General features: G+C 70.7%; 17 protein-coding genes and 2 pseudogenes. 11 read left to right on the top strand and 8 right to left on the bottom strand.

Annotation, left to right across the window (positions count from 1 at the left end):
• Positions 1–2321: type I polyketide synthase (locus AB0F13_RS16315; RefSeq protein ID WP_362081629.1), on the bottom strand; the 2321-nt coding region annotated here is incomplete at its 3' end.
• Between the two features lie 653 nt (positions 2322–2974).
• On the opposite strand from AB0F13_RS16315, the gene AB0F13_RS16320 reads away from it, so the two are divergent.
• The 4 genes and pseudogenes from AB0F13_RS16320 (at position 2975) to AB0F13_RS16335 (ending at position 6580) form a co-directional block, all read left to right on the top strand.
• A complete protein-coding gene (locus tag AB0F13_RS16320) occupies positions 2975–3772 on the top strand; it encodes a helix-turn-helix transcriptional regulator (protein ID WP_362081632.1) in 798 nt (265 codons plus the stop codon).
• Between the two features lie 530 nt (positions 3773–4302).
• Positions 4303–5352, top strand: coding sequence for a DNA topoisomerase IB (locus AB0F13_RS16325; protein ID WP_362081635.1), 1050 nt, complete (start codon positions 4303–4305; stop codon positions 5350–5352).
• 256 nt (positions 5353–5608) lie between these two features.
• A pseudogene (locus AB0F13_RS16330) lies at positions 5609–5854 on the top strand (AAA family ATPase); the annotation flags it as partial.
• 219 nt (positions 5855–6073) lie between these two features.
• On the top strand, positions 6074–6580 hold the full coding sequence (locus AB0F13_RS16335; protein ID WP_362082086.1) for a hypothetical protein: 507 nt from the start codon (positions 6074–6076) through the stop codon (positions 6578–6580).
• Between the two features lie 48 nt (positions 6581–6628).
• On the opposite strand, the gene AB0F13_RS16340 is transcribed toward AB0F13_RS16335, so the two are convergent.
• Together AB0F13_RS16340 and AB0F13_RS16345 are read right to left on the bottom strand one after the other, a co-directional pair.
• The gene (locus tag AB0F13_RS16340; protein WP_362081638.1) at positions 6629–7525 is read right to left on the bottom strand and encodes a glycosyltransferase; all 897 of its coding nucleotides are present in this window, start codon (positions 7523–7525) and stop codon (positions 6629–6631) included.
• Positions 7515–8450, bottom strand: a complete 936-nt coding sequence (locus AB0F13_RS16345) for a glycosyltransferase (RefSeq protein WP_362081641.1) — start codon at positions 8448–8450, stop codon at positions 7515–7517. The genes AB0F13_RS16340 and AB0F13_RS16345 overlap by 11 nt, the downstream gene beginning before the upstream one ends.
• Before the next feature lie 588 nt (positions 8451–9038).
• Here AB0F13_RS16345 and AB0F13_RS16350 point away from each other — a divergent pair.
• Both AB0F13_RS16350 and AB0F13_RS16355 read left to right on the top strand, forming a co-directional pair.
• Positions 9039–9812: pseudogene (locus tag AB0F13_RS16350) on the top strand (molybdopterin-dependent oxidoreductase); the annotation flags it as partial.
• Between the two features lie 37 nt (positions 9813–9849).
• Positions 9850–10140, top strand: a complete 291-nt coding sequence (locus tag AB0F13_RS16355) for a molybdopterin dinucleotide binding domain-containing protein (protein WP_362082089.1) — start codon at positions 9850–9852, stop codon at positions 10138–10140.
• Positions 10141–10697: 557 nt separating this feature from the next.
• On the opposite strand, the gene AB0F13_RS16360 is transcribed toward AB0F13_RS16355, so the two are convergent.
• Complete coding sequence (locus tag AB0F13_RS16360) at positions 10698–11774, bottom strand: ABC transporter permease (RefSeq protein WP_362081644.1); 1077 nt, start codon at positions 11772–11774, stop codon at positions 10698–10700.
• A 75-nt stretch (positions 11775–11849) separates the two neighbouring features.
• Between AB0F13_RS16360 and AB0F13_RS16365 the strand changes: the two genes are divergently transcribed.
• Together AB0F13_RS16365 and AB0F13_RS16370 are read left to right on the top strand one after the other, a co-directional pair.
• A complete protein-coding gene (locus AB0F13_RS16365) occupies positions 11850–12296 on the top strand; it encodes a MarR family transcriptional regulator (protein ID WP_362081647.1) in 447 nt (148 codons plus the stop codon).
• Positions 12297–12495: 199 nt separating this feature from the next.
• Entirely contained in the window at positions 12496–13602 is a 1107-nt protein-coding gene (locus tag AB0F13_RS16370; protein ID WP_362081650.1) for an alpha/beta hydrolase-fold protein, read from the top strand.
• Between the two features lie 19 nt (positions 13603–13621).
• Here the strand turns inward: AB0F13_RS16370 and AB0F13_RS16375 are convergent, their stop codons facing one another.
• Complete coding sequence (locus AB0F13_RS16375; protein ID WP_362081653.1) at positions 13622–15712, bottom strand: caspase family protein; 2091 nt, start codon at positions 15710–15712, stop codon at positions 13622–13624.
• Entirely contained in the window at positions 15651–19112 is a 3462-nt protein-coding gene (locus AB0F13_RS16380; RefSeq protein ID WP_362081656.1) for a CHAT domain-containing protein, read from the bottom strand. Before AB0F13_RS16380 ends, AB0F13_RS16375 begins: the two co-directional genes overlap by 62 nt.
• 387 nt (positions 19113–19499) lie before the next feature.
• Here AB0F13_RS16380 and AB0F13_RS16385 point away from each other — a divergent pair, with 387 nt between their 5' ends.
• Positions 19500–19976: a DUF6314 family protein gene (locus tag AB0F13_RS16385; protein ID WP_362081659.1), complete on the top strand. Its 477-nt coding sequence runs from the start codon at positions 19500–19502 to the stop codon at positions 19974–19976.
• 71 nt (positions 19977–20047) lie between these two features.
• Here AB0F13_RS16385 and AB0F13_RS16390 read toward each other — a convergent pair whose 3' ends face one another.
• Both AB0F13_RS16390 and AB0F13_RS16395 read right to left on the bottom strand, forming a co-directional pair.
• Entirely contained in the window at positions 20048–21535 is a 1488-nt protein-coding gene (locus AB0F13_RS16390) for a UDP-N-acetylmuramoyl-L-alanyl-D-glutamate--2,6-diaminopimelate ligase (protein ID WP_362081662.1), read from the bottom strand.
• Between the two features lie 484 nt (positions 21536–22019).
• The gene (locus AB0F13_RS16395; protein WP_362081665.1) at positions 22020–22211 is read right to left on the bottom strand and encodes a hypothetical protein; all 192 of its coding nucleotides are present in this window, start codon (positions 22209–22211) and stop codon (positions 22020–22022) included.
• 732 nt (positions 22212–22943) lie between these two features.
• Here AB0F13_RS16395 and AB0F13_RS16400 point away from each other — a divergent pair.
• Both AB0F13_RS16400 and AB0F13_RS16405 read left to right on the top strand, forming a co-directional pair.
• On the top strand, positions 22944–23399 hold the full coding sequence (locus AB0F13_RS16400) for an STAS domain-containing protein (protein ID WP_362081668.1): 456 nt from the start codon (positions 22944–22946) through the stop codon (positions 23397–23399).
• Positions 23400–23442: 43 nt separating this feature from the next.
• Entirely contained in the window at positions 23443–23724 is a 282-nt protein-coding gene (locus AB0F13_RS16405) for a hypothetical protein (protein WP_362081671.1), read from the top strand.
• Positions 23725–23726 lie beyond the last annotated feature (2 nt).

Raw genomic sequence — 23726 nt, forward strand, 5'->3', positions numbered from 1 at the left:
CGGAACTCTTCCAGCATGGGTTCCATGCGGGGGGAGTGGAAGGCGTGGGAGACCCGCAGTCGTGTGGTCTTGACGTCCTTCCACTGCGGCAGCCACTCCTCCGCGGCCTGCGTGTCACCGGAGACGACGACCGCGCGGGGTCCGTTGACGGCAGCGATCTCCAGCCGGCCTTCGAAGCCGGTCAGGGAGGCGGTCACTTCCTCCTCGGTGGCCTGGACGGCAACCATCGCACCACCGGTCGGCAGTGCGCCCATCAGCCGGCCTCGTGCGACTACGAGCGCGCAGGCGTCCGCGAGGGAGAGGACACCGGCGACGTGTGCGGCGGCGAGTTCGCCGACCGAGTGCCCGATCAGGTAGTCCGGCCGTATACCGAGCGACTCGGTCAGGCGGAACAACGCCACCTCGACAGCGAACAACGCCATCTGCGTGTACTGCGTCGCGTTGAGCAGGGCAGCCTCTGCCGACCCGTCCTCGGCGGACAGCAACTCCCGCACCGAGCGGCCCACCAACGGGTCCAGCTCCGCACACACCTCATCCAATGCTTCAGCAAAGCGCGGGAACGATGCGGCAAGCTCCGCACCCATACGCGCCCGCTGCGCACCCTGACCGGTGAACAACACTGCTGTTCTGCCGGGGACCTGACGGCCCTCGAACACACCGGACACAGGCCGACCACCGGCAAGGGCCTCCAGCCCGGCCAACAGCTCCTCACGGTCCGAGGCCACGACCGTGGCGCGGTTTTCCAGCAGCGCACGCGACGTCACCGACGAGAACCCGAGATCGGCAAGCCCCAGCCCGGGATCTGCAAGCACCCGCTCGCGCAGGCGATCGGCCTGCGCACGCAACGCCTCCTCACCACGCGCGGACACCACCACCGGGACTGCGCCCACGGACCGGTCCGCCCGAGGCTCCACCGGCGTCCGGTCCTCGGCCGGCGCCTCTTCCACGATCACATGCGCGTTCGTCCCGCTGATCCCGAACGAGGACACACCCGCACGACGCGGCCGCTCCGAGGCGGGCCACGCCTGCGGCTCGGTCAGCAGCTCGACCTCGCCCGCGGCCCAGTCCACGTGCGGCGACGGCGCATCGACGTGCAGGGTGGCGGGCAGCGTCTCGTGCCGCATGGCCATCAGCATCTTGATCACACCGGCGACACCGGCGGCCGCCTGAGTGTGGCCGATGTTGGACTTGATGGACCCCAACCACAGCGGGCCACTGCTCCGCTCGCGGCCATAGGTCGCCAGCAGCGCTTCGGCCTCGATCGGGTCACCCAGCCGGGTGCCCGTACCGTGGCCCTCCACTACATCCACGTCGGCCGGGCTCAGGCCGGCGTTGGCCAGTGCTGCCCGGATGACGCGTTCCTGCGAGGGACCGTTGGGCGCCGTCAGGCCGTTGCTCGCGCCGTCCTGGTTGACCGCAGTGCCGCGCAGCAGGCCCAGGATCCGGTGACCGTTGCGGCGCGCGTCCGACAGCCGCTCCAGCAGCACCAGGCCGGCGCCCTCGCCCCAGCCCACGCCATCGGCGGCGGCTGCGTAGGACTTGCACCGGCCGTCCACCGAAATCCCGCGCTGCCGGCTGAACTCGACGAAGGCGTTGGGCCTGGCGAGCACGGTCACGCCACCGGCCAGCGCCAGGGAGCACTCCTTGGACCGCAGGGACTTGCTTGCCAGGTCCAGCGCGACGAGCGAGGACGAGCATGCCGTGTCCACCGTCAGCGCCGGTCCCTCGAAGCCGAACGAGTAGCTGATCCGGCCGGACGCGACGCTGCCGGCGGCGGCGGTCGTGAGGTAGCCCTCGATCTCGTCCCGCCGGTCGCTCATGCCCGCGACGAACCCGTAGTCCTGGTACATCACGCCGCAGAAGACACCGGTGTCGCTGCCGCGCAGGGCGGTCGCGTCGATGCCCGCGTACTCGAAGGCCTCCCAGGCCGCCTCCAGCACCAAGCGCTGCTGGGGGTCCATGGCCATCGCCTCACGCGGGCTGATGCCGAAGAACTCGGCGTCGAACTCGGCCACACGGTCCACGAACCCGCCCGAGCGCGTGTACGAGGTGCCCGGGTGATCGGGGTCCGGGTCGTACAGCCGCTCCAGTTCCCAGCCGCGGTCGGCCGGGAACTCCGAGGTACCGATGCGCCGCTGCGTCACCAGCTCCCACAGCTCGTCCGGCGACGTCACACCGCCGGGGTAGCGGCAGCTCATGCCGACGATCGCAATCGGCTCGTCGGCCCGGTCCTGCAGCTGCTGGTTCTGCCGCCGGAGGCGCTCATTCTCCTTGAGCGACTTCCGGAGGGCCCCGACGATGTCGTTCTTCTCGGCGGCCATGCCTACTCCTCCCCGTCCGGGCGCCCAGCGGCACCAGCGGCAACCACGTTCTCGACTGCCCACACGGCGAGGCGGCGCTCCCGGCCGCCCCGGAGGCCGAGGCCCGACGAACGCCGCCTCAGGCGTGGGCCTGGTCCTAGGGCATTTACTAGAGGGCGTTCTCGGCGGAGCGCCAAGGGTTTGTAAGTCGTATAGCGCTCAACGATTTGGGCGCGCTCACCGCGCTGCAAAGGGCGTTCAATGGCGTGCTTGAGCGACAAGAGTCTTTCCCCCGTTGGCGAAGTTGGTCGGCGAGTGATGCACGTCTCGATAAGAGAGGCGAGGGCATAGGGAATCGAATAGACCTGAAATCGATTGGACGGCCCACGAAGCGGAGGGGACATTCCGGACAATCGAATGCGGGCAGGGGGCACCCTCGCCGCCTGCTACCACGGGTTACTGATTCCCGGCGCCCTGCCGACGTCAGCCGACAGCCCAACGCCCCCTACTTTGACTCGATTTCAACTATCCCTGCCCCTGACCCGCGCGTCCTCCCCGTTGACGGCGCGCGGCCATGGGCAACTTGCCGACCTCCGGCCCTTTCAGCCTCGCTCAAGCGATCACAAGACTGCTATAAGTAAAAGTGCGTATCCATCAACCGGGGGGTGTCAGTCATGCATGTACGCGACCACGAGCGCATGCTCGACCTAGCAGTGGCCGCGCTTCACGAGCAGGACCCGGAGCAATTATGGTCGCCGATCGCAACCGAGATACTGCGCGTTTGCGATGCGGAGTTCCTCGTTCTTGAGTCCCGCGATTGGACCGCTCGTGAAGGCGCGATGCACATCTGGTTGCCGGACGGAACCGTAAGGAGCCATATCGGCGATCACGCAGAGCACTTAATCCGTCACTGCAATCCCCTGACGGACTACTACGCGGCTTCCAGGGACCGGAAGCCGGTGACCGCCGGCCAGGTCCTCGGCGAAGCGGAATGGCGCAACAGTGTCATGGCGAAGCGCTTACGAGGGGCCCTGGCATCGGATCACATTCTGGGTGTCCCCCTGCCTGCCGCCTCCGGACCGGTCCGAGGGTTCCTGGTCTATCGCGCCGGCAGCGGTTTCACCGAGGAGCACCTGGCCTTCGCCCGGCGAGTGCAGCCGCTGCTCGCGGGCGTCGACCGGCAGGCCGCCCTGCTGCGCAGCTACCGCGCCTCCATGGCGGAGGTGCCCAGCGGTCAGGCCGGCCCCGGTCCAGCGGAACGGGATGCTGCCGAGAGCGGATTGACGCCCCGTGAGGTCGACGTGCTGGCCCTGCTCGCCGACGCGCTCACCGCCGCCGCTATCAGTCGCCGCCTCGGCATCTCTGTCCGCACCGTGCAGAAACACACCGAGAACATCTACCGGAAGCTGGGCACCAGAGACCGTGTTACCACTGTGTTGCGCGCCCAGGCATGCCGGATCATCCCGCAGTGAGCTGTGCGCACCCCACTGCGGAATGGGCGCGGGCATCCCCCCTGCCAAGGTGCCGAATGGGCCCCGGTACCGGTGTGTGTTTGTTTGGTCACAGGAGTCGACACCGCTGGGCCTCGGCCCGGACACGGACGAGTTCGATGAATGTCTCGCACACGCACGAACTCGGCCCGAGTAACGGCATCTCTGCGGGATGGGTGCCGCCGTGGGCCGTGAAGTCGTAGTGGCGCCCGGCCGAAGCCGAAGTCGGAGCCATCATCCCCAAAACCCGGGACTTCGCGCCGGCCGTCCGGCTCGATTTCTCTTCCCACGGGATTTTTCGCGGCGCTCGGGTCATGAGCCGACGCCGTCGAGACTCACGCTTCGGGCCGGGCGAGTTGCGGCCGCTGGGAAGGCGGGCCGCCGAGGCATGAAGGGGACCGCCTGAGCGTTCTCCAGTCAGGACGCTGCGGTAGGACCGTGTGCGGCCGCGCGACCGCCCCGGCGCCGACCGCTCGGGAGCTGCGTGCGCGTGCGCGTTCAAGGAGGTCGGGTTGCGTCTTCACCACAGTCGGCCCACCGACCCCGGCTACACCCGCATGCGCCACGGGCGCGGTTTCCGCTACCTCGACGCCCGGGGGGAACCGCTGCGTGACCCCGACGAGCTGGCCCGTATCCGCGCGCTGGTCATCCCGCCCGCATGGCGCGACGTGTGGATCTGCACCCGGGCCAACGGCCACCTCCAAGCCGTCGGCACCGATGACGCCGGCCGCCGCCAGTACCTGTACCACCCACAGTTCCGCGCCGAGCAGGAGCAGGCCAAGCACGACCACGTCCTCGACGTCGCCGAGGCACTGCCCGCCGTCCGGGAGGCCGTCGAGGCGCACCTGGGCGACCGCGGCCTCACCAGGCAACGCGTTCTGGCCACCGCCGTACGCCTCCTGGACCTCGGCTTCTTCCGCATCGGCAGTGACCGCTACACAGAGCTGCACAACAGCTACGGTCTGACCACCCTGCTGCGCGAACACTCTCACTGCGAGGGCGGCGCTGTGTTGTTCACCTATACCGGCAAGCACAGCAAGGAGATCATCCAGACCGTCGCGGACCCCGCCGCCTGCCGCAGCCTCACCGCGCTGCTGCGCCGCTGTGGCGGCGGCGACCGGCTCCTCGCCTACTGGGAGCACCGCGCCTGGCACGACGTGAACAGCGCCGACGTCAACGCCTACCTCAAGGAACTGGCCGGCCTGGACATCACCGCCAAGGACTTCCGTACCTGGCACGCGACCGTCATGGCCGCCGTGGCGCTGGCCGTCTCCCAGTCCACCGCGCACAGCGAGACCGCCCGACGCCGCGCCATCGCCCGGGCAGCCCGCGAAGTCGCCGGATACCTCGGCAACACGCCCACGATCTGTCGCGCCTCCTACATCAACCCGCGCGTCATCGAACTGTACGAGGAGGGCGTCACCATCGCCGCCGCACTGCCCCGCCTCGGTGACGAGGGCGCCTACGGCATCCCCGCCACCCAGGGGCCCGCGGAGCGGGCCGTGCTGCACATGCTGCGCACCGGACACCCGCCACGAATACCGGCGTCTCTCGAATCATGACCCCGGCGATGGGCTCCACGGCACTCTCGCCTCCGTGACTGCGCCATTCGGGGTGAGCCCGGCAGCGGCCCGGTCTCGGGCGCCCTCGGGGTGCCGCGCTCTCGTGGCCACGGCTGCGTGGACACCTGCGGAAACGCGTACCGGTCTCACGAAGGAGGACGCGCGTATCATGCGGCAGGTGTGCGACGTCGTCCGATCGCGGCGCTCCCCGGCCATGGAGCCCCAGCCGCACGCCGAGCTGGTTGTGCTGGTGGGCATGCAGGCGTCGGGCAAGTCGACGTTCTACGCCCAGACCTTCGCCGGCACTCACGCGCTGGTCAGCAAGGACCTCTTCCGCAACGCCCGGCACCGGCAGCGCCGTCAGATGCGCCTGGTCGAAGAGGCCCTGAGGGAGGTCGTGCCGGTAGTGGTCGACAACACCAACCCCTCGCCCCGCGAATGGGCGCCCCTCATCGAGGCCGGCCGCGCCCACGGCGCCCGGACGGTCGCTTACTGGTTCCCGCCCGATGTCACCGGGGCGCTGGTACGCAATGCCGCGAGGGAGGGCCGGGACCGGGTGCCGGACATCGGCGTGTACGCGACCTTGAAGCACCTCCGCAGGCCACGACGGGCGGACGGCTTCGACGCGGTGTTCGAAGTGCGCTTCGACGGCCAAGGGGGCTTCCTGGTGGACCCCGCGGACGATCCCGGCCCGGCCTGCGAGAGCACGTGGGGGCTGGACATGCCGGAATGGCCGGCCACTGGTGACGGGCCACGGCCGGTGGCCGTCTTCGATCTGGACGGCACGCTGGCCGACGTCCGGCACCGGCTGCACCATCTGCGCAGCCGCCCGCGCGACTGGGACGCCTTCTTCGCGGCAGCGGGAGCGGACCCCCCGCTGGCCGAAGGAGTCGCACTGCTCGCGTCCGGTGCGCGGCGCTGCGAGGTGGCCTATGTGACCGGTCGCCCGGAGCACTGCCGTCAGGACACCCTCGCCTGGCTTGCCGGGCACGGACTTCCCGAGGGCCGGCTTCTCATGCGCGGTCCCGGTGACCGTCGGCCGGCCCGCGTCAGCAAGCCGGAGCTGCTGCGTGACCTTGCCCGCGACCGCGTTGTCGCGGTGGTGGTCGACGACGACCACCAGGTGTGCGACGCCTATGAGGCCGAGGGTTTCCGCGTACTGCGTGCCACATGGATGGCACGGCAGCCTCTCCTCGAGCAGGTCCAGGAGAGGGAGGGCCGCACCTGACCCGCCGTCGGCCGCGTGGTCGGCAGGCAGAAGCGATGGGCGTGGGCGTCAGCCCACATAGCGGCGGGCGGTCGAGTGGCGCTGGGCGTGGTCGAGCAGTATGAGTCTTTGTTCCAGTTCCGGCGGTACGGCCTTTCGCTCTCGCACCACCCAGGGCAGTCCGGCCAGGGCCTGACCGAAGCCGCGCAGCGACGCCGTGTCCCGGGGGACGGTGCGCACGAGGTGTGCGGTGCGCCGCCAGGCGGCCCGGGGTGAGCGCCGCAGCCATGTGCACCAGAGGGTGTTGCGGATGCCGTGGATGCGGCGGAGCGTGGAATCGCGTCGGACCGACGGCGCGTGGTGGACGGTGAGCTCCTCGACGTAGGCCAGCCACCAGCCTTGCGCGGCGAGGTCGATGGCCATCAGCTCCTCCTCGCCGCCGAGCCACAGCCGTGGGGAGAAGCCGCCCACCGAGTGGAAGGCGTCGGTGCGCTGGACTGTGGCCGCGGCCAGGAACGACCCGAGGGCGGGGCCGGGGAGCCAGGCGGGGCCGCTGATGGGGGAGTGGCGCAGCTCCCGGACGATGGGGTCTTCTTCGCCGCCGGGCTCGACGAGGATCCGGGCGGTGACCGAGGCCAGCGCCGGGTGGTGGTCGAGGAGGTCGGCCGCGCGGGGGAGGGAGCCCGGGGCCCACCAGGAGTCGTCGTCGCAGAACGCGACGTAGGGGCTGGTCACGTGCCGCATGGCGAGGTTGCGGCCAACGGCGCCGAGGTTGCGGCCAGGGCTCAGCAGCAGCATGCCGGGGTGGTGGCGGGTGACCGCCTCGGAGGTGCCGTCGGTGGAGCCGTTGTCGGTGACGATGACGTGCGGGGCCTCGGGGAGCGCGGCCAGCCGGCCGAGGGTGTGCAGCAGTTCGTCCCTGCGGTTGTGGGTGATGACGACCACGGTGGTCCGCTCATCGGTCATGGCCGGCCACTCCTGTTACCGGTCCGTCGGGCGGTGGTGCGGTGGGTACCGGTGTGGCGGGTGCGTGGGCGCTCTCCAGCAGGCGGATGTCGGCTTCGACGTCGGCGGGCAGGAGACGGCGCCGGGCGAGGGCCGCGGGCAGCCGGGCCAGAGTGGCCCGCAGGGCACGCCGGGCGGTGCGGTCCTCGCGTGCCGCCACGGCGGTGGAAAGGGTGTGACGGAGGGCGACCGGCAGTGGGCGGCGCAGCCAGGCGGTGAGCAGCATGTTCCGCAGCAGGGCGGCCTCGCGCCCGGTGCGTTGTGACGGGGCCGGGTGGTGGTGGGCGACGACGTCGGGACAGTGCGCGACGCCCCAGCCGTGTGCTGCGAGGTCGTACGCGAGCAGGGACTCTTCTCCGCCGAAGAACAGCAGGGGGTGGAAGCCGTCCACGTCGAGGAAGGCGTCGCGTCGGACGACGGCGGCGCAGCAGAGGAATCCGAGAACGCTCGGGCCGGGCAGATCCGTCCTGCGCAGCAGAGGTGAGCCGGCGAGGGCGGTGTTGATCGGGTCGGGCCGGTTGTCCTTGCCGACCAGGGTGCGGGCGGCGATGAGGCCCAGGCGCGGGTGGTCCCGCATGAGGCGTTCCGCACGGTGCAGGGCGCCGGGGGCCCACCATGAGTCGTCGTCACTGAAGGCCACGACCGGAGTGTCGAGCAGGCGGACGCCCTGTGTGCGTGCGAGGGCGCCCTGGTTGGCGGGGAGGCGCAGCAGGCGTACGCGGGGGAAGAGCGTCTCGACCATGGTGCGGGTGTCGTCGTCCGAGGCGTTGTCCACCACGACGATCTCGGGGGTTTCCGGCAGGCTCGTCAGCTCGTGGAGGGTCGTTCGCAGAGACCGGGCCCTGTTGCGGGTGGCGATGACGACGCCGATGCCGGAACGGTTCATGCGGGCCTCGCCTCCTGGCATATCGGGTGCGTGAGGGTGTGCCCTGCTCGGGCGTGCGGGGCCGCGACGCATCGCGGCGGGCACACACCCGGCTGACCGGCCGAACGCATCCCGGCACGCGGGAGGCCGCCGCGTGGCTCCTGGGAACCGGGCCCGGCAGCCAGCGTGGCACACGTCCTCCACGCGCTCCACTTGAGCGACGCCCCTGAGGTCCCGGAAGGCCCTACGCCCTGTCCCGTTGCCTCATATGGGTGGCGCCGCGGTGAGGCCCCGGGAGCGGTCGGCCGCCGCGCCGGCGTTCCTTCCGCCCCGGCAGAGCGCACGACCTCCTCCGGCAGAGCGCACGACATCCTCGGCGCAGCGCACGACGTCCCTCAGGCAGGGCACATGACACCGCCCGGCCCCGCGCCGCTGCCGCGCCGGACGCCGCGGCCGACCATAAGCTGCTGGCCGGGCACCGGCCACGCCTGACTTCTCGGCGAGGTCGTCGGCCGCGGTTGACGGACCGGCCTGCGGGGCACCCGGACAGCGGCCGTCGAGGGCGGCCGGTGGCGGCCGCGCAAAGCCAGATCTATGGAGGTTGTCCCTATGGCTCCATCCGACCGGCCGGAGCGGATCGCCGATCCCTGGGGAGCGCGAACGCCGTACGGACCTGGTCCAACGTGGCCGGTGCGGGTGGATGTCCAGCTGGCGGCGGGCGTGGGAGAGAGCGATGTCGAGGCGTGGGTGCCGTCGGCGTCGCTGCTGCATTCCAACGGTGACGCGATGGACATCGCGGTGCGCGGTGGCCGGATCGTGGGGGTGCGGGGGCGGGCGGGTGACCGGGTCAACCACGGCCGGCTCGGGCCGAAGGACTTGTTCGGCTGGCAGGCGGGCGCCTCGCCGGACCGCTTGCGGCGGCCGCTGGTGCGCGAGGGCGGAACGCTGGTCGAATGCGACTGGGACACCGCCATGGGCCGCGTCGTGCGGCGCTCCGAGGACCTGCTGGCCGAGCGGGGGCCGGGCTCGATCGGCTTCTACACCACCGGGCAACTGTTCCTGGAGGAGCACTACACCCTGGCCACGATCGCGCGGGCCGGGATCGGCACGAATCATCTCGACGGCAACACCCGGCTGTGCACGGCGACGGCCGCGGAGGCACTGAAGGAGACCTTCGGCTGTGACGGCCAGCCCGGCTCCTACACGGACGTCGACCACGCCGATGTGATCGCCCTGTTCGGTCACAACGCCGCCGAGACGCAGCCAGTGCTGTGGATGCGCATCCTCGACCGTCTGCACGGTACACAGCCGCCGCGCCTGGTCGTGGCCGACCCGCGGCCGACCCCCACGGCGCGCGCCGCCACCGTTCACCTGGCGCCACGTATCGACCTGCCGGGGCACCCTCGCCGGTCGGCTCCGCGTGAGCGGGATCCGTCCTGGGATGGTCTTCGTTCCCTTCCACTACGGCTACTGGGACACCCCCGCCGGCCACCGCCCCGCCGACGACGAGCCCGGCCGGGCCGCCAACGAACTGACCGTCACCGACTGGGACCCCGTCTCCAAACAGCCGCTGTTCAAGACCGCGGCCGCCCGCGTCACCCTCCTCCAGCGGGGCAACGGCCGGCCCAGCCCCGCCCCTGTCCTTCCCGGCACACACGTACCGGAGGGGACAAGCACACCTGGCACAGCGCGCGAAGGGGAAAACCGGTGAACGGCATCACCTGGACGCTGCGCGAACTCCACCGCGGCGAGACCGATACGGCCCACCTGCTGACCGCCGTCAGCAACCGGCACGCAGCCGACCACGAAGTCCGCTTCGGCGCCCGCGACCTGGCCCGGTGGTCCACCGAACACGCGCAACGCCTGGCCGACGTCATGCAGGACCGTAGCCACCCCCTCGCCGGTCCGGGCAGGGACGCCGCCGAAGAGGGACCCGTCGCGGCACTGGGGGAGAAACTCGGCCACGGCATGGCCGGGCTCCTCGGCCGCCGGCCCGAACCCGCACTTCTTCTCCTCGCCGACCTCCGCAGGGTCTACCTGGCCGCCGCCGGGAACTCCCTGTGGTGGGAAATGACGGCCCAGGCCGCCCAGGCCGCCCGGGACCGGGAACTCCAGGACCTGGCCGCCGACTGCCACCCTCAGACCCTGCGCCAGATGCGCTGGGCCGACACCCTCCTGAAAACCCTCTCCCCGCAAGCGCTCACCAGCTCTTGAGGAGCTGCCGACAGCCGTCATGCCGTGCAGCACGTGGTGCGTCGGCGCTTGGGCTCAGGAGGCGGGAACCTGCTGAGCGAGGGCGCTACGGGCGCTGCGCGCGTCGCGCAGGTAGAGCAGTCCCGCGCAGGCGATGATCCACGCGGCCAGCACGGCGATGCCGCGCCCCAGGCCGTCGTGGTGGAAGTACGCCAGGCCCTGAAGGGCACGCACCCCCGCGCCGACGGGCAGGACGGCGGCGAGCGGGTGCAGCCAGCCGGGCAGGTAGGGAGCGGGCATGACGCCGCCGCTGGTGCTGTTGCCGAGGGTCAGCAGAACGATCGAGGCCAGCCCGGCGCCCGCCGACCCGGCCCACCTGATGAACACCATGGTCGCACCGCCTGCCGCCATGGCCATCAGCGCGGTGATCCCGGCGATGCCCACGAAGGAGCCGGGCAGTGCGCCGAAGCCGGTGCTGCCCGCGAGGAGGGCGATGATGACCCCGCCCAGCACGCCGAAGAGCGTGAGGCTGGCCATGCGCTGCCGGAAGCGCAGCGCGGGCGCGGCCTGGTAGGTCATCATGCCGAACAGGTAGCCGGCCAGGACCAGGCCGAAGGCCGCGTAGAAGATCGACAGGCCGCGGGTGTCGCCGGTGGAGGCGGGCAGGATGTCCTCCTGCGCGAGCCGGTGCCCGCTCGCTTCGGCGGCTCCGCCGAAGGCTCCGGTGAGGGTGCCGGTGACCGAGGGCCCGTTGGCGCCCGCGTACAGCAGCTTCGGAGCGCCGTGGCCGCTGCCGGTGAGGTAGGCGGCGTAGACGCGACGGTGCTTGACGGCCTCCCGGGCGGCGCCCTCGTCCCCGTACGGCCGTACGTCGAAGCCTCCTGGAAGGGCGGACTCCAGCCCCTCCTCAAGCCGGTGGGTTTCCTGCTGTGTGCCCACGACGGCGACCGGAAGATCATGCGGTCTGGGGGCATGGAACGCGGCGAGGTAGACGCTCACGAAGATCGTCCCGATGGCGAGCACGACCGCCACCGGCAGGAGAACGCCCTTCAGGCCGCCCTGTGGGTGCTGCGGCGGCGCTGGATCCGGTATGTCGGGGTGCGAGGAGGCGTGGTGCGGGCGGGTGGGGGAGGGGGCAGTGGAGTGTGACACGAGAACCGTCCAAACTTGTAAGCTGCCTTATAACAGTACCAGTAAATATAAGGTGCCTTACAAATGGTGGTCCCCGTGAACGATCAGTCCTCCCACACCGGCTACCTCGCGTGGCAGTTCGCACAGGCCATGGGTGCCCGACTGGAAAAGGAACTCCGCGCGCTGGACCTGACCCTGGCGCAGCACAACGTGCTGCGGGACGCCCTCCGTGAGCCCGGCATCTCCAGCGCCGCGGCCGCCCGCCGCGCCGGCGTCACGGCCCAGTCCATGGGGGCCGCGGTGAACGAGCTGGTCGGCAGAGGGCTGATGGAGCGCCGCCCCCACCCGACCAACCGCCGCGTGCTCTGCCTGCACACCACTGATGACGGCCGGCGCGCGGCGGAGCAGGCGGCAGCCGTCGTCGCCCGGGTGAACGACGACGCCCTGGTCGTCCTCTCCCCCGCGGAACGGGCGACCGCGCACCACCTCCTGCACCGCCTGGTCGAACACCTCAACCCCGACGCCCTGCCACCTTCGGCCTGAAAGGGGCGCTGCCGCTGTCCGGGCCGCGGCCGCGAGGCTCAGCCTGCCGTCGCCGGTGACCCGGCGGAAGCCGTATGACGAGTTCGTACCTAAACTGGATTAACCGGATATCTCTGGAACCCTTGGCCTCGGTTTGCTCATCTGCAAGAACGGAACCGACCGTCTTGTCCCTCGGGGCAGTACCAGCCGGAGCAACACGATGACGAACTCACCCACCGGGGTCTACACGTCCCGGGGCCGCCGCCGGGCATCCCGCGCCAGGCGATGGCTCGTCGTGGTGGCATCCATAGCCACGCTCGGGCTGATCGCCTGGCCGGTGATGAGTTACTACGAGATCCCGCCGTTCACCGACAAGGGCGATCCCGTCAGCTACGACCGGGCCGGAGGCGAGAACGGCGGGCAGGCTGCCAACTCCAGGACCTTGCTGCCCACGGGACCGAAAGCCGGGTTCGAGAACGTCAACACCCTCAGCGACGGCTCGAAGATCAGCGTCGTCACCCTGGACGGCAAGAAGTCCGGGTACAAGGGCAAGGTGTGGGTCTGGGCGCCCAAGGAGTACACCGACGACCCCAAGTTCGCCGAGAGCGGCTTCCCCGTCGTGATCGCCCTGCCCGGCGGTCCCGGCTACGACAGCAACTACTGGATAGGCAAGTTCAAGGGCGGCGACCGGGGAATGGTCTCGCTCCAGGAGAGCATATCCACCTGGTACCACGAGGGCGCGAGCAAGCCGTTCCTCCTCGCCATGCCGGTGCTCAACCCCGGGCCGGACGACAAGGGAATCTACTGGGACGGCAGCGACATCCCCGGCCAGCCGAAGATGGGCACCTGGCTGACCGAGGACGTCCCGGACCTGATGAAGGCCAACTTCCGCACACTGAAGTCACGCGACGGCTGGGGCTTCATGGGCTCCTCCACCGGAGGCTTCGCGAGCCTGAAGTCCGTGCTGAAACACCCGGACAAGTTCAAGGCCGCCGTCGCCAACGGCCCGGACATCCTTCCCGACTCCCCTCTGTGGAAGGGCCACGAGAAGGAGATGCGGGAGAACAACCCCGAGGTCCTCGCCAAGGAACTGACAGCAGCCAAGGGGCCGGATGTCTACCTCGCCTTCCAGGTCGGTACGAAGGAGAACGCCGCGACCATGGCCGGCGTCAAGAAGTTCATCAACGCGTACGGCAAGGGACCGGTCCACACCAAGCTCTGGGAGATACCCGGCGGCCGGCACAATGGCGCCACCTACCTCTCGAACATGCGTGAACCACTGAAGTGGATCAGCGACCGGATGGAAGGACCGACACCCTCTCCCTGATCACGGGGACCTCCACCTGTCACTGAAGACCGCCGCTGGAGATGTCCGCCCGGCTTTCCGGGTGAAGGTAGGTGTCGAGGCGTGAGACCCGGTAGCGGATCACTGGGAGGGGATGGGTGGCCCATGCGGGAGCCGCGCCGTCCCGGACCCCGTCCAGGAGGTTGTCCAGCAGCTGCTGGAGTGAGGACGCATCGTGTGCGCGGTCGGAGCGCTTGAGGCCTTGTTGGGTGAGCCGCGAGAGGTCCTGCGGCTGGTCGGTGACGATGGTGAGGAAGGTGCCCAGGCGGGAAGTGCCCTTCGGCAGGCCCTCGGGCCAGAACAGCGTGATGCCGGCCAGCTCGTGCGTGGTGGGGTGGCGGTACAGCTCGTACTGCTCGCCCGGGTCGAGGCCCACGCCGGACCGTTCGCTGGTGGTCAGCAGGGACACGGTGCCGCGCAGTCCGATGTCGAAAACGGAGACGAACCGGCGCTCCGACCCGTGGTTGCGGATCCGCAGGAGCACTTGGTCGCCGGTGAAGAGGTGTTCACCACTGCGGTCCAGCGGGCGTTCGGTACCGTCGGCCACGAGCGCATGGGTGATTTCCACAAGGCTGTCGAGTTCGGCCGCTCCGACACCTGACGTGAGTGCGCGCAGGTGCGAAGCCCTCGCGAGCTGCTGGAGGTCGGAGCCGAGAAGACCGATCATCTCATCAGTGCAGGGGCGGGGCCGGTCCAGGAGAGGTTCGCCCAGTTCGTCGAGCAGTTGGACACCGTCATCGGAGAGAGCGAGTGTGGTCATCACCGGCTGCTCCTCATCGACGACCCGTACGTGTGCCGAGCCCGCCAGCGCGGCCGTCAGACGACCGCGGCCGGGGTGGTCCAGAGGTGTGACGGCGACCGGCCTGCGGCCCAGTGCCACCCGGAGCGGATGGGCTTCAGCCCGCACAGGTAGTGCCGGAGACAAGGCGGGGCCGGGGGCAGTGGGGGAGTGCAGTGCCCGCAGCCAGGCCCGGCCACCGGCGAGCCGGTCCACGACTGCCGTAAGGACTGGTGCGCCGGGGTCGGCTCCGGGTGCCACCAAGGCGTAGGTGTCACCCGGTCCGACACCGAAGATCTCTGCGCCGTCGAGGAACATTCCTTCAGCCGTGACCTGCACGGGCAGCGCACCGTTGTTCTCCGCCTCGCGCACGTCGAACAGGACGCGGTCGGCCGGGCCTTCCACGTCCGGGCGCTGGCCCGGCATCAGGGACGACACCGTCAGGCGGAGCTGCTCGACGACCCGCCGCCAGGTCAGCCGTTGGCTGCCCGGCTTCTGCAGCAGATCGGCCAGGGCAGCGGTAAGCACCCCCTGGCGGGTGCTGAAGCCGGGCACCGGGGCCTCGTAGGCGCTCTCGTTGGGGGCGCAGGCCACGAGCCGTACGGCCGAGGGATTGGCGTCGGCGGCGAGGTGGTAGCCGCCCCCGGCGCGCACGGATTCCCAGGCCGCCCGCGCCATCGCCCAGTACGCGTCCATGGGCCGGGGGACGGCCTTGGGAGTGAAGCGTGGATCGCGCGCCATCCGTCCGGCGTGGCAGCAGTCGAGGATGGTGGTGACGTTCGCCGTCCGCAGCGTCAGCTCCCACTGCAGTCGGCTCAGCTCGGCGGCGAGCAGCCCGGGGAAGGCCGCGGGGCCGGGCGAATCGAAGTCCGTCGGGCACAGGTAGGGCAACCAACCCGGCACCGAGGGGTCATCCTCCGTCATCGGATTGCGGATGCGGCCTCCATGGCCGGAGAAGTAGACGACGGCACCGTCCCCGGAGCGGGTGTCGGTGATCAGCCCGCGGTATGCGTCGATGATCCCGCTCCGGGTCGCCCGCCCTTCGATGAGCGTCGTGGTCTCGAACCCGAACGAGGTGAGTACGTCGTTCATGAGATCGATGTCGGCGTGAACTCCGGTGAGGTGCCCGGACTGACTGCCGATGAGAAGTGCACGCCTGCGCATATCGCCCCCGAAACTGCGGTCCATGGCCGAGTACGAGCGGGTGGAACGCCCCGCGGTGTGCGTACGTGCGGGCTTCCTCTTCGCTGCGTCAGCCTCCGACATGAATGAAAGGTGCCCAGAAGTAGGGCAGTTCGCCTTCGCCGTCTCCATCGGCGTCGCGAATGAAATCCGGGACACGCCCGTCCCGTGCACCAGTGGCAGCGGCCGCCATGCCCTCGCGCGCACGCAGCATGTCGTAGGCCTGACGGCGCCCGGCGGCGTTCAGCAGGCGCACCTGCCGCTGCGCCCGGGTGAGGGCGTCCGCCACGCCCTTGCCCGCGACCAGTTCCTCGTACAGGGCGGTCATGACCAAGCACCCCGCCTCGTCATCGACCGGCCACAACGAGACGACGAGATGCCGGGCGCCCGCGGTGAGCGCCGCCCGCGTCAGGCCGAGGACGTCACCGCCGGCGGTGGCGGTGCCCCGGCCCGTGTGGCAGGCGGACAGCACCACCAGGTCGGCGGTCAGGTCGAGCCCCACGACGTCGCCGACGCTCAGTTCGTCATGGCCTGCGAGGGCCACATGACTGAGATGTGGCCCCTGTTCGTCGACGATGGCATGCGCGGCGAGGTGGAGGACCGACGCGCCGGGTGCGCGTGCGGTGACGTTCCTCGCGGTCGCCGCAGGTCCCGTCAGCGCATCGTCACTGCTGCCGAGCAGACGCGCGATGGCGACTGCCTCTGTCGCCGCGCCGGGCAGCGGACACAACGGACGGTCCGGCGGGTACGCGGGGTTGCCGACGACCAGCGAAGGGACATCGAGCCGGGGGCGCTGTGCGGCCCGGGGCCGGGTGAGCAACGCGGCCGACGGCAGGTACGAGACCGTGGCCGCCTCACTGAGCGGACCGGACCCGAACGGCAGTGCGTGAAAGGGAACGAGAGCCAGGGCGCGGTGCGGCACGATGTACAGTCGGCGTCGGCCCTCGACCGCCGAGGCGACCGGTTCGATGAGCAGCTTCGCCAGGCCGGCTGCCCCCGCCCTGTCGCGGCGGCCGGTGGCGCAGGCCGTATGGAAACGGCGTATGTCGCAGGCCAGGCTCCGGGCACGTACCGGTAGCCGACGGTGCTGGATGTCACGACGGCCGACCGCCCAGATGATCAGTTCGTTGTCGAACGACTCATACATGATCAGCGCCGCGTCATCGGCGAGAACCCCCTGGACCTCGTCGAGCAGCGCGCCCGGCTGTCGCGTCCCCTGTCCGGTGAGCAGCGTCGGCGCGTGTCGCGCGACCTGCGCCTCGGCCTCGTCCAGCGCCTCTTCGGCGCCGAGCACACCTGCGCGCAGCTGCTGGAACGTCGCAGTACAGGCCGAGGCTGTTCGCTCAGTGATCACCGAGCTCATCAGGCGCTCGTGGGTTGCCGCCCAGGCGGATCCGGCCCGCAGCCAGCGGAGCGCACTGTCCCGCGGCTGCCCCGGGCGCAGCCGGTCCAGCGAGCGCAGAGTGTCCACGGCGAAGCCGCGGCAGCGGTCGGACAACTCGAAGGCGACGGCGACGGCGGGATGGCCGGTGTCTCCTTGTGCAAGTCGGAGATGCGCGAGCACGGCTGTGTGGTACATCCCGGCGACTTCGAACATGTCGGTCGCGGCGGACCGGAAGGTGTCCCGGACCAGCTGCGCGGCATGCTTTTCGAAGAGGCTCACGGCGCTGAGGGAAAGATGGGCCGCGTTCGGGTGGTGGCCCAGTGCGTCGGCGAGCTCCGCGCGGCGAGCCGGGTCCTCCCACGGCCGGTCCTGCTGCCCGGTCCAGCCGCTGTGGTCGAGGTCGGCGAGCGCCTGCTGTGCGGTGGCGGGATCGCCCAGCCGGAGGAAGAGGGAAACGGCGTGGTCCGGATGCAGCCCACCGCGGTGGAACAGGGCGAGGGCGACGTTGCGGGCCTCCGCCCGCCGGTCGAGATCGAGCAGCAGAAGCGCACGAAGGAGGTCTTGGCCGGCTCGTTCGGCCTTTTCGAGCGCCCTCTCGAAGAAGACGCGGGCATCGTCCCGGTGACCGGATGCCAGAGCCTGTTGCCCCCGGTGGCGGGACTGCAGAAGGGCGGCGGTGCGGGCGCTGTCGCGCACGATGACGATCGCCTGCCGCACCATCGGCGACGGGGCCGAAAGCCTCGCCGACTCCTCGACGACCTCGTCGAGCCGTACCGCACCGACCGCGGTGATTCCCGGGTCGCCCAGTGCCTGCGCCGCGGCGTCGAGAGCGAGTGCGAGCCGGGCGGCGCGCATCCAGGCCAACTCGGTGAACGGCGCGCCGCGCAGCGACTCGACTGCCTCGGCGCTGTCGGCGGCGAGCAGCACAGCCGAGGCCCGGCGGACGTTGAACCGGTCGGCGAGCTCGACGTGGGCCCGTTGGACCAGGCCGAGCTCGGCCCCGGCCGCCAGCGTTGTCGCCGGCCGCCGGGCGATGCGAAGACTCCGCAGCGCGGGCAGGGCCTCGCCGCTGTCCCGCCAGGTCCCCGAGCGTACGACCAGCAGCCGGACCAGCCCGCGGGCGAAACTCGCACTGCCGTCGGTCCGGGACCATGAGCAGAGCGTGTCGAGGGTGTCGACGGGAACGTTCTCGCCGGCGCCGAGCCGGTCGATGACCTGGTGCACGTCGAGGAGATGGGACAGCGCCCCGCCACCGGCCTCCCGCGCCTGCCGCCGCGCCGACTCGGCAAGGGCGGCACAGGCGGCCGTATCGCCGCGACGCCGGGCCAGATGAGCTCGCCGCAGGGCGATCGTGGCGTTGCCGCGACGGGCACCCACGTGCGCGTAAAAGGCGTCGGCGCGGGCGTAGCAGGCCTGCGCGGTCACGTTGTCCGGCGCGTTTCCCCGGAGAGGGGTGTCGAAACGCAGCCCGAGGAGTTCGGGATGGGACGTCGGCTCCAGAGCCATGTCACCTTCCGCACGGCTGAGTCGGGCGAGCAGAAGGGGTTGCGTGCCGCAGAGCTGCCGGGCAGCAGCAAGGGCCGCACGCGACTCGCTCGTCAGACCACCGCGGTGGGCGACATCGGCCATCGCCAGCTTCACATATGCGCGCACCGGGGAGGCGCCGGCGACAGCCGGCTCGGCCTCAAGCTCCCGTAACCAGCCGAGCGCGTGGCCGACAGCGGCCGTGTCGCCGGATACCCGGGAACTGTCGGCGACAGCACGCGCCCGCTGGATGTCGGGTATCAACCGTGCCGCGACAAGCACGACGAGAGCCGCGCCCGGATCGGCCATCGGCTGCGGGGGCGGGCCGATGACGCTGGTGATGTCCTCCGAGGACATCACCGCGCCGCCGCCACCAGGAAACCAGTTGAGGTCCAGGGCGCGTGCGCACGTTCGCAGGGCGGCTGCCACTTGGCCGATCTCCCGGGGCCTGCCGCTGCCCGGACCCCCGACGCGGCCCAGGACCCGCAAGGCGCGCTTGGGCTCGCCGGCAGCAAGTGCTGCGGCAGCCGCCACCAGAGGGCGCTCATACGTGGGGAACCCTGACGACACGGGCACACCGTGCCCGTGGAGAAGGAACGAGATCAGCAGATCGGTCGACCGCACCCGCTGCCCCCTTACTTGCGAAGGTGACGCCATGCGCCTCTTGCTGAGACGCGGTGCAGCGTCAGCTCGATCAGCACCAGCAGTTCACTGCATTGCAACACGGCACAGGCACGGGCCGCGGAGGTGCGGGAGAAGGGTCCGACGGTACGCACGTGGCCAACAGGGTCACCAGGAACAGGAGTGCACCTATAAATTCCATTATGCGGATGAATTTGTCCATGATGACCGTTCCCCCCGGTTTCGGATGTAGCTGTTCTGCCCGGTAGCGCATCTTTCAAGCCATCCGGCATCGTTCAACAGATCGTCGTACCCGCCTCCGTTCGCACGGGCGAGGCCCTGATCTCACTCACCATGGGGGTCATTCAAGCGCCGGGGGATAATGCGGCCATGAGCTCCACCGCCCGCGATCCGCTCCCCACCGGGACGGCGGCCCCGCATCCCGTACCCGACGCGGTGGCCTATCTGAGCGGGCGGTGGACGGTCGACCGTACGCTCCTCGACCTGGCATCCGGCGCCCAGGGGACGTTTCGCGGCACGGCCGAATTCCGGGCGGCAGGCGGTGCCGCGTACGTCCTGCACATCGAGGACGGCGAGCTGACCTGGAACGGCACCGTCAACCGGGCGGGCCGGACGCTCCGGCTGTACCCCGGGCCGGACGGCACCGCCGAGGTGACCTTCGCCGACGGCCGGCCCTTTCACGCCCTGGACCTGCGCACGGGCCGCTGCAGCGTCCGTCACCCCTGCGCCCGCGACGTCTACGACGGGACGTTCACCGTCGTCTCCCGCGACGAGTGGCACCTGCGCTGGCGCACCACCGGGCCGGCCAAGGACCAGCTCCACCGCTCGGTGTACCGGCGGCGGTAGCCCAGGGGAACCGCGGTGATTGACCGGCGGGCCGCCGTACCTGGTTTTCGCTACCCCTGGCCACCGCCCCTTCACATCCCCGCGAGTTCACGCACCGTTGTCATGTCGCTGAAGGGGAGCAGCTCTTCGCCGACGATCTGGTGCTGTTCGCTGCCCTTGCCGGCGATCAGGACGATGTCGTCCGGGCCGGCCACCGACAGGGCAAAGGCGACCGCCCGGCGGCGGTCGGTGAACTGCTCGAACGGTGTGCCGGTCGCCGTCAGGCCCGGGGCGATCTGGTCGAGGATCGCCCGGGGATCCTCGTAGCGGGGGTTGTCCGAGGTGAGGACGCACAGGTCGGAGTGGGTTCCGGCGATCCGGCCCATCTCGGCGCGCTTGGTGGTGTCCCGGTCCCCGCCGCAGCCGAACACGGTGATGACCCGGCCACGGGCGAAGCCGCGGATGGTGGTCAGCACCTTGTTCAGGGAGTCCGGTGAGTGGGCGTAGTCCACGATCACCGACGTGCCGCGCGGGGTCCGAAAGCGTTCGAACCGACCCGGAACAGGCGGCATCCGTTCGAGCGCGGAGACCAACCCGCCCAGGTCGTGCCCCAGGACGTGGCACGCCGCCACGGCGGCCAGCGCGTTGGCCACCGAGTACCGGCCCGGGACGGGCACCGCCGCCGGGTACTTACGGCCGTCATGGTGCAGGGTGAACCGCGTGCCGGAGGCGTCCACGGTGAGATCGGTGGCCCGGTAGTCCGCCGCGGCGTCAAGGGCGTAGCTCGTCACCGCGCCGGGCATCATCGTCCGGATTCCCGCACCGACAGGGTCGTCGGCGTTGACCACCGCGTGCCGGCACAACCCCTGGAACAGACGCAGCTTGGCGTCCCGGTAGTGTGCCATCGTTCCGTGATCGTCGAGGTGATCCTGCGTCAGGTTGGTGAAGACCCCGACGTCGATGAACGTACGGTCCACCCGGTGCGTCAGCAGTCCCATGGACGTGGCCTCCAGCACCACACTGCCGGCCCCGGCGTCGCGCATGCACCCCAGCAGGTACTGCAGGTCCGGCGACTCCGGCGTCGTCAGCACCGACCTCGGCATCGGGATCGGTTCGTCGCCGATCCGGCTGCCGGCCGTCCCGATGACCCCCGCCTTCACGCCCTCGGAGATCCGCAACAGCGACTCGACCATGTACGACACCGACGTCTTCCCGTTGGTGCCGGTGATCGCCACGATGTCCATCTGCCGCCCCGGCTCCCCGAAGTAGCGGGAGGCGACGACCGCCGCCGCCTTCCTCGCATCCGGCACCCGCACGGCGCACACCTCCGCAGCCGAGGCCCCCACCGCCGTCGGAAGATCCGGTGCGTCGCCGTCGACGAGTACCGCCGCCGCGCCGCGTGCCAGGGCCTGCGCCAGGGAACCGGGGCCGCCTGCACGGTGGCCGGGTACAGCGATGAACAGGGAACCCGATGTCACCCGGTCCGTGTCGAAGGTCGTTCCCGCGGTGATCCACGTCTTCTCCGGGTCGCCTCGGAGAACGTGGCACTCCTGCCCGGCCAGCAGCTCGCTCAGCTTCACAATGATCCCTTCGGAGGTGGCTCGGCCCGGTCGTGCGGCTGTTGCCAGGCGGCAGCGCCGGCGGTGCGCCGGGGCTGCGGTGATGACGTGGAGCAGGCGGCGGAGACACGTCCGATGAGAGCCGGACGCGACGATCGGCCCGGCACAGGAAGTCCTGCGGTGCCTTCGGGAAAACAGCGCACCGCGGCAGGAACAGGGGTCGCCGGGAATCACGGGCCTGGCCGCGTGAGGAGGCGAGGCCCGTGCCGGGCGCTCGGACCTCGGCCGCCTGCCGGTGACCGCGGGGGCCACGGCGGCCGGGCGCAGCGCGAAGACGGCCTACGGCTGGAACTCTCTCACGGCACTGGTGCGCCCATGGGCCGAGTGTACGTCCGGTCGAGCGGCTCGGAATCCGCGTCGGCGCGCCCCTCGGTGCCGTTGCCCGGCTTCCCGGCAGGAGGGGGGCCGGGCCGTGCCGGTGCCGGCCCTCGTCGTACCCGGAGGCCTATTCGCGAGGGTCCTGGGTCTTCGCGTCGGCTTCGGAGGCCCTGTCCTCGGCGTCCTCCTTGTCCTGCCTCACCTTGTCGCGCGCCACATGCTCCGCGTGCTTCGTACGGGCCCGGTCGCCGGGCCGAGGGTGCTTGGCCTTGTCGGCCAGGTGACGTTCCCTGTCCTGGGACTGGTCGGCGTTTCCCATGGTCACACTTCTCTCGTGAGGCTCGGACTGTGGATGACCATCACCATCACCATGTCACCGGCCGCGGGGTGCCGCACATCGTCACGGACGCCGGGCCTGCAGAGCCGGCCGTCGTCCGGATCGCCGGGCTGCCGGGCGGTACGTCGCCGGGTGGCGCGCAGGTGACCTGGGCGCCACCCAGGCGGTAGGGGAGGCTACCGCTCGTAGACGTGCGTGACTCTCGCGCTGAACTGTTCGGGGTTCCCGGCGGCACGGTCCGATGTCCCTTCCGTTCCCAGCCGCCTGTCTCCGGTGGTTCGGCCGGTGCTGTGCAGAAGGAGAAGGACCCGGACGATCACGGCCGGCCTCCGGAATGGGTACAGGGAGAAATCCCTGGGTTCCGCGGGGTCCGGGCGAAGCCGGACGGAGGGCGCCGCCCGGAGACCCCGGGCGCCGTAGCCCTACGCCGTGGTGGTCAGTCAACGCCCGGCAGCGTTCGCTGTCAACGAGCCGTGGGGCACCGCATCGCAGCGGAATCGTGGCCGAACGTGATCGTCCCGCCGGGGGACGGTCCCGTGGCGTCGGCCGACAGGACGGAGGGGGCCGGGCGGCGAGGACCGGCGCGTGGACATGAGCGTCAGCATCTGCCCTCCTGCACAAGGCTGTTCGCGCCGCGACGGGAGGGCTACACTGCACACTGAGACCCCAGCCCCCGGCAGCGTCGAGATCTGCTCCGCTCCCAGGAGGCGCGTGGTGCACACAGGCTCTGGAAACCCGATCATCGCCGAGGATCCCCGTGCTGTGGAAGCGGGCATCCCCGCGTTCACGCCGCGCCGCAGCTCCTGGCGGGCATCTCGGGTGCCGGTCACGGACGGGCAGGAGGGTCGCACGGTCATCGCCGTGGGCGGAAGACTGGACCTCGCCACCGTCCCGCGACTGCGCCGGCGTCTTCTGCGCGTATCCCGCACCCCCGGGAGCCGGCTGATCCTCGACCTGTCCGGCGTCACCTCCTGTGACGCGCTCGGCCTCGGGCTTCTCGTCGCCGAGGGCCGCCGGGCCCGCTGCTACGGCGGCGAGTTGCGCCTCGTCGCGCCCCGCCCGGCTGTCGTCAAGGCACTGGGGGCCAGCGGGCTCAGCCGGCTCCTCCCGGTCTTTCCCGACATCAAGACTGCGGCACGGTCCGCGGTGGTCCAGGCGCCCGTCCCATAGGCCGGGAGACGGCTCGGGCGCCCGGCCGGCCGTGGAGGCCATCATGCTGCCCCTTCTTCTCATCGTCTTCGTGGCACTGGTCGGTTTCGGATTCCTCCACCCGGTCCTGTGGGTGGCCGCGGCCGTGCTGGTCTTCGGTGCCGCCCGGTACGGCCGCGGCGATACCGGGGATCTCGGTTTCCGGAACGACGACCAGGCCTACAAGGAGTACCGGGACCGCAGGGATCGCCTGGACCGCTGGGACCGCCGGTACCGCCGGCAGCGTCGAGGCCGCTGGAACCGCTGGGACCAGCAGGATCACCGCCGGGACCAGGAGCGCAGGTGACC

The sequence above is a fragment of the Streptomyces sp. NPDC026206 genome (assembly GCF_040638465.1).
Classification (GTDB): Bacteria; Actinomycetota; Actinomycetes; order Streptomycetales; family Streptomycetaceae; genus Streptomyces.

Bases quoted from the DNA above. Each gene is read 5' to 3' on its own strand.
- AB0F13_RS16370 (WP_362081650.1), top strand. From the start codon at position 12,496: ATGACGAACTCACCCACCGGGGTCTACACGTCCCGGGGCCGCCGCCGG.
- AB0F13_RS16335 (WP_362082086.1), top strand. From the start codon at position 6,074: ATGCCGGAATGGCCGGCCACTGGTGACGGGCCACGGCCGGTGGCCGTC.
- AB0F13_RS16320 (WP_362081632.1), top strand. From the start codon at position 2,975: ATGCATGTACGCGACCACGAGCGCATGCTCGACCTAGCAGTGGCCGCG.
- AB0F13_RS16405 (WP_362081671.1), top strand. From the start codon at position 23,443: ATGCTGCCCCTTCTTCTCATCGTCTTCGTGGCACTGGTCGGTTTCGGA.
- AB0F13_RS16340 (WP_362081638.1), bottom strand. From the start codon at position 7,525: ATGACCGATGAGCGGACCACCGTGGTCGTCATCACCCACAACCGCAGG.
- AB0F13_RS16395 (WP_362081665.1), bottom strand. From the start codon at position 22,211: ATGGGAAACGCCGACCAGTCCCAGGACAGGGAACGTCACCTGGCCGAC.
- AB0F13_RS16385 (WP_362081659.1), top strand. From the start codon at position 19,500: ATGAGCTCCACCGCCCGCGATCCGCTCCCCACCGGGACGGCGGCCCCG.
- AB0F13_RS16345 (WP_362081641.1), bottom strand. From the start codon at position 8,450: ATGAACCGTTCCGGCATCGGCGTCGTCATCGCCACCCGCAACAGGGCC.
- AB0F13_RS16375 (WP_362081653.1), bottom strand. From the start codon at position 15,712: ATGGAGACGGCGAAGGCGAACTGCCCTACTTCTGGGCACCTTTCATTC.